The 6,472-nt window shown below is 69.6% G+C and carries 7 protein-coding genes; 4 read left to right on the top strand and 3 right to left on the bottom strand.

Going from position 1 to position 6,472, the window contains the following annotated elements; genetic code table 11:
* Window positions 1–144 precede the first annotated feature (144 nt).
* Both maiA and CEK65_RS17790 read right to left on the bottom strand, forming a co-directional pair.
* Window positions 145–801 (bottom strand): maleylacetoacetate isomerase, encoded by a 657-nt coding sequence (gene maiA / locus CEK65_RS17785; RefSeq protein WP_152182542.1) that lies wholly within the window; start codon window positions 799–801, stop codon window positions 145–147.
* An 89-nt stretch (window positions 802–890) separates the two neighbouring features.
* A complete protein-coding gene (locus CEK65_RS17790; protein WP_017908490.1) occupies window positions 891–1,880 on the bottom strand; it encodes a fumarylacetoacetate hydrolase family protein in 990 nt (329 codons plus the stop codon).
* Window positions 1,881–2,225: 345 nt separating this feature from the next.
* Between CEK65_RS17790 and CEK65_RS17800 the strand changes: the two genes are divergently transcribed.
* From CEK65_RS17800 to CEK65_RS17810, 3 genes are all read left to right on the top strand, one after another.
* Entirely contained in the window at window positions 2,226–3,599 is a 1,374-nt protein-coding gene (locus CEK65_RS17800) for a DEAD/DEAH box helicase (RefSeq protein WP_043093333.1), read from the top strand.
* A 177-nt stretch (window positions 3,600–3,776) separates the two neighbouring features.
* Window positions 3,777–4,136, top strand: coding sequence for a 6-carboxytetrahydropterin synthase QueD (gene queD / locus CEK65_RS17805; protein ID WP_017916250.1), 360 nt, complete (start codon window positions 3,777–3,779; stop codon window positions 4,134–4,136).
* A gap of 277 nt (window positions 4,137–4,413) precedes the next feature.
* Window positions 4,414–4,791: a phasin family protein gene (locus CEK65_RS17810; RefSeq protein WP_026143664.1), complete on the top strand. Its 378-nt coding sequence runs from the start codon at window positions 4,414–4,416 to the stop codon at window positions 4,789–4,791.
* A gap of 426 nt (window positions 4,792–5,217) precedes the next feature.
* Here the strand turns inward: CEK65_RS17810 and bioD are convergent, their stop codons facing one another.
* Window positions 5,218–5,907 carry a dethiobiotin synthase gene (gene bioD / locus CEK65_RS17815; protein WP_152182543.1) on the bottom strand — a complete coding sequence of 230 codons (690 nt, stop codon included), beginning with the start codon at window positions 5,905–5,907 and terminating at the stop codon, window positions 5,218–5,220.
* 116 nt (window positions 5,908–6,023) lie between these two features.
* Between bioD and CEK65_RS17820 the strand changes: the two genes are divergently transcribed.
* Window positions 6,024–6,472: GAF domain-containing protein (locus CEK65_RS17820; RefSeq protein ID WP_226980629.1), on the top strand; the 449-nt coding region annotated here is incomplete at its 3' end.

Raw genomic sequence — 6,472 nt, forward strand, 5'->3', positions numbered from 1 at the left:
GGCCGAAGTGTCCGGAAAACTGCGGTCGGGACTGAAGTCCCTCCCACATCCTCATGCTCACCGGTGCGGCAGGGGCTGGTGGCCGACTGGCAGCAGCGGATGCCCGGTCGCGGCTGAAGCCGCTCCTGCGACGATAGTCCCAGCTTACTGCGCGTCGGGCTGGTGTTCCGGGCGCGCCGCGTCGAATGCCGGCAGCGCCAGGCAGGCGCGCTCGATCCGCTCCAGGGTCGGGTAGGCCTGCAGATCCACGCCGAAGCGGCGCGCGTTGTAGAGCTGCGGCACCAGGCAGCAGTCGGCCAGGCCCGGCTGCTCGCCGTGGCAGAAGCGTCCGGTGTCGGGCGACTCGGCCAGCAACTGCTCCAGCGCATCGAAGCCGGTCTGCATCCAGTGCCGCATCCACTCTTCGCGCTCGGGTTGCGGCACGTTCCAGGCGCTCTCGAAGAACTGCGTCACGCGCAGGTTGTTGAGCGGGTGGATGTCGCAGGCGATCAGTTGCGCCAGACCGCGCACGCGGGCGCGATCGATCGGCGCGTCCGGCAGCAGCGGCGGCTCCGGCCAGCGCTCGTCCAGGTACTCCAGGATCGCCAGCGATTGGCGGATCGGCTGGCCCTCGTGGCACAGGGTCGGCACCAGTTCCTGCGGGTTCAACCGCGCATATTCCGGCGAGTGTTGCTGCCCGCCGTCGCGCACCAGGTGCACCGGCAGCGACTGGTAGGCCAGACGCTTGAGCTCCAGCCCGATGCGCACCCGGTACGCGGCGCTGGAGCGCCAGTAGGTGTAGAGCTGCAGTGCCTCGTCCATGCCCGCCTCCGTCTGCGCAATCGACAACGATACCGGTGGACACCCGGGCTGCGGCGCCGCCGGTCGCCCCGGCACCGCCGCCGGCCGGGTCAGGGCAGCGGCGCCTGCTCGATGCGCTGCTCGATCGCGCCGAAGATGCTCACTCCGTCACGGTCCAGCATCTCGATCCGCACCACGTCGCCGAAGGACATGTACGGCGTGCTCGGCTTGCCGTCGCGCAGGGTTTCCACGGTGCGCTGTTCGGCGAAGCAGGAGGCGCCGCGCGTGGTGTCCTGGTTGGCGATGGTGCCCGAGCCGACCACCGCGCCCGCCGCCAGCGGCCGGGTCTTGGCCGCGTGCGCGACCAGTTGCGCGAAATCGAACTGCATGTCCTCGCCCGCCTCCGGCGCGCCGAACCAGGCGCCGTTGATGTGGGTCAGCAGCGGCAGGTGCACCTTGTTGCCCTGCCAGGCCTCGCCCAGTTCGTCGGGAGTGACGAACACCGGCGACAGCGCCGAACGCGGCTTGGACTGCACGAAGCCGAAGCCCTTGGCCAGTTCCGGCGGAATCAGGTTGCGCAGCGACACGTCGTTGACCAGGCCGATCAACTGGATGTGCGCGGCGGCCTGCGCCGGGCTGACCGCCATCGGCACGTCGTCGGTGACCACCACGATCTCGGCTTCCAGGTCGATGCCGTAGTCCTCGCTGACCACCTTGACCGCATCGCGCGGGCCGTAGAAGCCGGCGCTGACCGCCTGGTACATCAGCGGGTCGGTGTAGAAGCTCTCCGGCACCTCGGCGCCGCGCGCGCGGCGCACGCGCTCGACGTGCGGCAGGTAGGCGCTGCCGTCGAGGAACTCGTAGGCGCGCGGCAGCGGTGCCGCCAGCGCTGCCATGTCCAGGTCGAACTGGCCGTCGGCGCTGCCGTCGTTGAGCGACTCGGACAGGGCGTTCAGGCGCGGAGCGAGGTTGCTCCAGTCCTCCAGCGCGCGCTGCAGGGTCGGCGCGATGCCGGTGGCGCGCACGGCGCGGGTCAGATCGCGGGACACGACGATCAGGGTGCCGTCGCGACCGCCTTCCTTCAGGGAACCTAGCTTCATGTCCGTCCAGTGCTGGGGGCTGAGCCGGCGATTGTACGGCCAGACGCCGGCTTGGTTTCAACTGAAACGGACCCGCATTTTGTGCAGCGCGCCAATTCAGGTACACTATTCCGGTCTGCATGCGGCCGTCCGTTTCCCTCAGGGATCGCCGGCGAGGCCAGGATCGCAACGATCCGACTCGCCCGCCCCGCCCGACGCCTTTCGTGGTGCCGACGAACCCCAGCCTCGCGCTGCGGGTTGATCCACCCTCTCGCAGCGCGGTTCACGGGAACGCTCCGAGCCTCACCTACTTGCGCCTGCGCGCCGGGTCCGTCCCGGCGTCGGCGCGTTATCCGGAGCATTCTCATGTCGTTCGAATCCCTGGGCCTTGCGCCCTTCCTGCTGCGCGCGTTGGCCGAGCAGGGCTACGAAACCCCCACCCCGATCCAGGCGCAGGCCATTCCCGTCGCCCTGGAAGGCCATGACCTGATGGCCGGCGCGCAGACCGGCACCGGCAAGACCGCCGCGTTCGGCCTGCCGCTGCTGCAGCACCTGGGCACTTCGCCGCAGTCGGTGGGCCCCGGCCCGCGCAAGCCGCGCGCGCTGATCCTGACCCCGACCCGCGAACTGGCCACCCAGGTCCACGACAGCCTGCGCGGCTACAGCAAGTACCTGCGCATCCCCAGCACCACCATCTACGGCGGCGTGGGCATGGGCAACCAGCTCGACGCGCTGCGCCGCGGCGTGGACCTGCTGATCGCCTGCCCGGGCCGCCTGCTCGACCACCTCGAGCGCCGCAGCGTGGACCTGTCGGGCATCGAGATCCTGGTGCTGGACGAAGCCGACCGCATGCTCGACATGGGCTTCCTGCCGTCGATCAAGCGCATCCTCGCCAAGCTGCCCAAGCAGAACCGGCAGACCCTGCTGTTCTCGGCCACCTTCGAGGAAGGCATCAAGCAGCTGGCCCGCGAGTTCATGCACGACCCGCAGGAAATCCAGGCCACCCCGAGCAACACCGTGGCCGACACCATCACCCACCGCGTGCATCCGGTGGACGGTGCGCGCAAGCGCGAACTGCTGCTGCACCTGCTGGCCGCCGACTCGCGCAAGCAGACCCTGGTGTTCGCCCGCACCAAGCACGGTGCCGACAAGCTGACCATGTTCCTGGACAAGTCCGGGTTGAAGACCGCGGCGATCCATGGCAACAAGAGCCAGGGCCAGCGCCTGCGCGCATTGAGCGACTTCAAGGCCGGCCGCATCACCGTGCTGGTGGCGACCGACATCGCCGCGCGCGGCATCGACATCGACCAGTTGCCCAAGGTCATCAACTACGACCTGCCGATGGTCGCCGAGGACTACGTGCACCGCATCGGCCGCACCGGCCGCAACGGTTCGACCGGTGAAGCAATTTCGCTGGTGGCGCAGGACGAGGCCAAGCTGCTGCGCGCGATCGCACGCATGCTCAAGCGCGAGATGGACATCCGCGACGTGCCGGGCTTTGAGCCGGTCACGCCGATCCGCTGGGGCAACAACAACCCGCCGGACGAGCGTCCGGGCGGCCAGCGTCCGCCGCGTCGCGGCAGCCACGCCCGTCGCGGCCATGGCGATGCGCCGGCGCACGCGCATGCGCACGCCGGCAGCAAGAAGCCCGGTGGCAGCCACGCCGACGGCGCCCGCCGCCAGGGCCAGGGCCGCCGCCACGGCAACGGCGGCGGCAACCGCCCCGCCGCGCCGCGCTGATCCGTCCGCGGCCACGCGCTGCGCACGCCCTCGGGCCGCCCTTCGGGGCGGCCTTTTTTGTCCGCTCCACCCGGCATCGCGCATGTCGCGACGCCTTGCCGCACGACGGCGCCGTCGTCGCCGCGCGGCGCCGGCAGCCCGCCATGCCGCTCCACCCCTGACCGTACAATGCTCCCCATGGATATCTTCAAAGTCTTCACCCTCGAAGCCGCGCACCGCCTGCCCAACGTGCCGCCCGGCCACAAGTGCGCGCGCCTGCACGGGCATTCGTTCCGCATCGAACTGCACGTCAGCGGCGAGCCTGGCGCCGAGAGCGGCTGGGTGATGGATTTCGGCGACATCAAGGCGGCGTTCCGCCCGCTCTACGACCAGCTCGACCACCATTACCTCAACGACATCGAGGGCCTGGACAATCCCACCAGCGAGCGTCTGGCGGTGTGGATCTGGGACCGGCTCAAGCCGGCGTTGCCGCTGCTGAGCGAAGTGGTGGTGCACGAGACCTGCACCTCCGGCTGTCGCTATCGCGGGCCGGGTTGAAGAAGGCCGGGAATGGGGAATGGGGATTCGGGAATCGTAAGGGCGGCACCGCGCCGGCTGAGGGTTTGCGTGCTGCCCACGTTGCGTCATTGCGCGCATCTGGCGCTTTCCAGGCCCGCAGAGGCGTCCGGCAAGGGCTGGCGGAATTGCGCCAAGTAATTGATCAGAAAAGCAGTTTGAACGAATCCTGAGCGGCTTCAGAAAATTTTGTTGCATCGCAGCAGAATGAGCGTATGTTGCACTGCAACAGCAGTCGGCATTCCAACGGAGTTGCATGATGTCCGCTCAATTCAACGATCAGTTCAGCAGCTACACCCAGCAGTTCGCCGCCGCCGCGGCGCGTGCCAACCGCCTGGCGCTGGAGAGCGCCGAGAGCGTGTTCGGCGTGCAGTTGAAGACCTTCGAGAAGAACGTGTCGGCCACCACCGGCTTCCTCGGCGAACTGACCGAGGCGCGCGATCTGGGCACCGTGCAGGCGCTGTGGCCGAAGGGCCTGCAGATCGCCCGCGACAACTTCGAGCGGCTGGCCACGGCCAACCAGGAAGTGTTCGGCCTGGGCCTGAAGGCCTCCGAGGCCATCGGCCAGCTCGCCAAGCACCAGTTCGAAGCCGCGACCGAGCAGGCTGCGCCGAAGGCCAAGCCCGCCGCCAAATAACACCGTTTTCGACGTCGCTGCGGTTCGCCGCCCGACGCACGCTCGGTCTGCATGGGTCCCTCCCCCCGTGCAACCCAAGGCCCGGTAGATCCCTCCCTCTACCGGGCCTTTTTTATGGGCGGGATTTGGGAGTGGGGATTCGGGATTGGTCGATCGCGCGTGTCCAGGCGTTCCTGGCTTTCCTGATGGGAGCGGCTTCAGCTCCGATGCTTTGCCAGAAACCAGAGAGCGGTGGATATCTTCTTCTTCCGTGCTTCTCTATGCGCGGGCCCCGCAAGAGGGATGGGACATTCGGCATGAGCCGATATCGCGGTCGGGACGCCCCGCTCTTGTGGGAGGGGCTTCAGCCCCGACGCGTCATCGGTCAGGCGTCGGGACTGAAGTCCCTCCCACAAAAGCCGGCAGCGCAGTGCCACCGGCAGTTGCTCAGCCGGGCGACATGCCCGCCCACGGCTGCAGTTCCGCCGCCAACTGCTCGGCCCGCGGTTGCGGCCGGTACGGCAGGCGCCCCCAGCACGGCATCGGCAGGCGCGCGCGCAGCATCGCCATGTTGTCGTCGATGCGCTCCATCGCCGGGTCGATCTCGTTGCCGATCCAGCCGATGCACTGCAGGCCGTCTGCGGCGATCGCCGCGGCGCTGAGCCGGGCGTGGTTGAGGCAGCCCAGGCGCAGGCCGACCACCAGCACCACCGGCAGCCGCAGCGCGCGCGCCAGATCGGCCTGGTCCAGCGTCGCCGACAGCGGCGCCGCCCAGCCGCCGACGCCTTCCACCACCACCACGTCGGCCTGCGCGCGCAGGCGGTCGAACGCGGCCGCGATCGGCGCCAGCTCCAGTTGCACGCCGGCATCGGCGGCGGCCAGTTCCGGCGCCAGCGGCAACGGCAGCGCGTACGGATTGAGATCGTCATAGGCCGGCCGCGGCGCGCTCGCCTCCTGCAGCGCCAGCGCGTCCTCGTTGCGCCAGCCGTCGGCCTCGCGCGCGCAGCCGCTGGCCACCGGCTTCATGCCCACCGCGCGCTGGCCGCGCGCGCGCAGGGCGTGCAGCAGCGCGGTGCTGGCGATGGTCTTGCCGATGCCGGTATCGGTGCCGGTGACGTAGAAGGCGGGAACAGCCATGCGAAACCCTGTCGGTTGGCCGGCGGGACGCGCGGCGGCGCGCAGGATAGCCGGGTGCGTCGCGGGCGTCAGCCGCCGCGGTGCCGGCGGACGCAGCGCGCTGCTAGACTCGCGCGATGTTCGCCTCGTCCTCGCTCACCGGCAGCAAGCCGGAACAGTACGCCCAGTTGCTCGACCAGGCCCGTGCCCTGGTCGCCGGGGAGCCCGACCGCATCGCCAATGCCGCCAACCTGGCCGCGCTGGTGTACCACGCGCTGCCGCGGCTGAACTGGGTCGGTTTCTACTTCTACGACGGCAAGGAACTGGTGGTCGGTCCGTTCCAGGGCCTGCCCGCGTGCGTGCGCATTCCGCTGCACAAGGGCGTGTGCGGCGCGGCCGCCAGCAGCGGCCAGACCCAGCGCATCGACGACGTGGAGGCGTTTCCCGGGCACATCGCCTGCGATGCGGCCTCGCGGTCGGAACTGGTGGTGCCACTGCTGCGCGACAGTGCGCTGGTCGTCGGCGTCGAAGCGGGCGAGGTCGGGGCTGTCCAGGTCGAACACGCCGACCAGCGCACTGTCGCGCA

The sequence above is a fragment of the Xanthomonas sp. LMG 12459 genome (assembly GCF_009192905.1).
GTDB classification, from domain to species: Bacteria; Pseudomonadota; Gammaproteobacteria; order Xanthomonadales; family Xanthomonadaceae; genus Xanthomonas_A; species Xanthomonas_A sontii.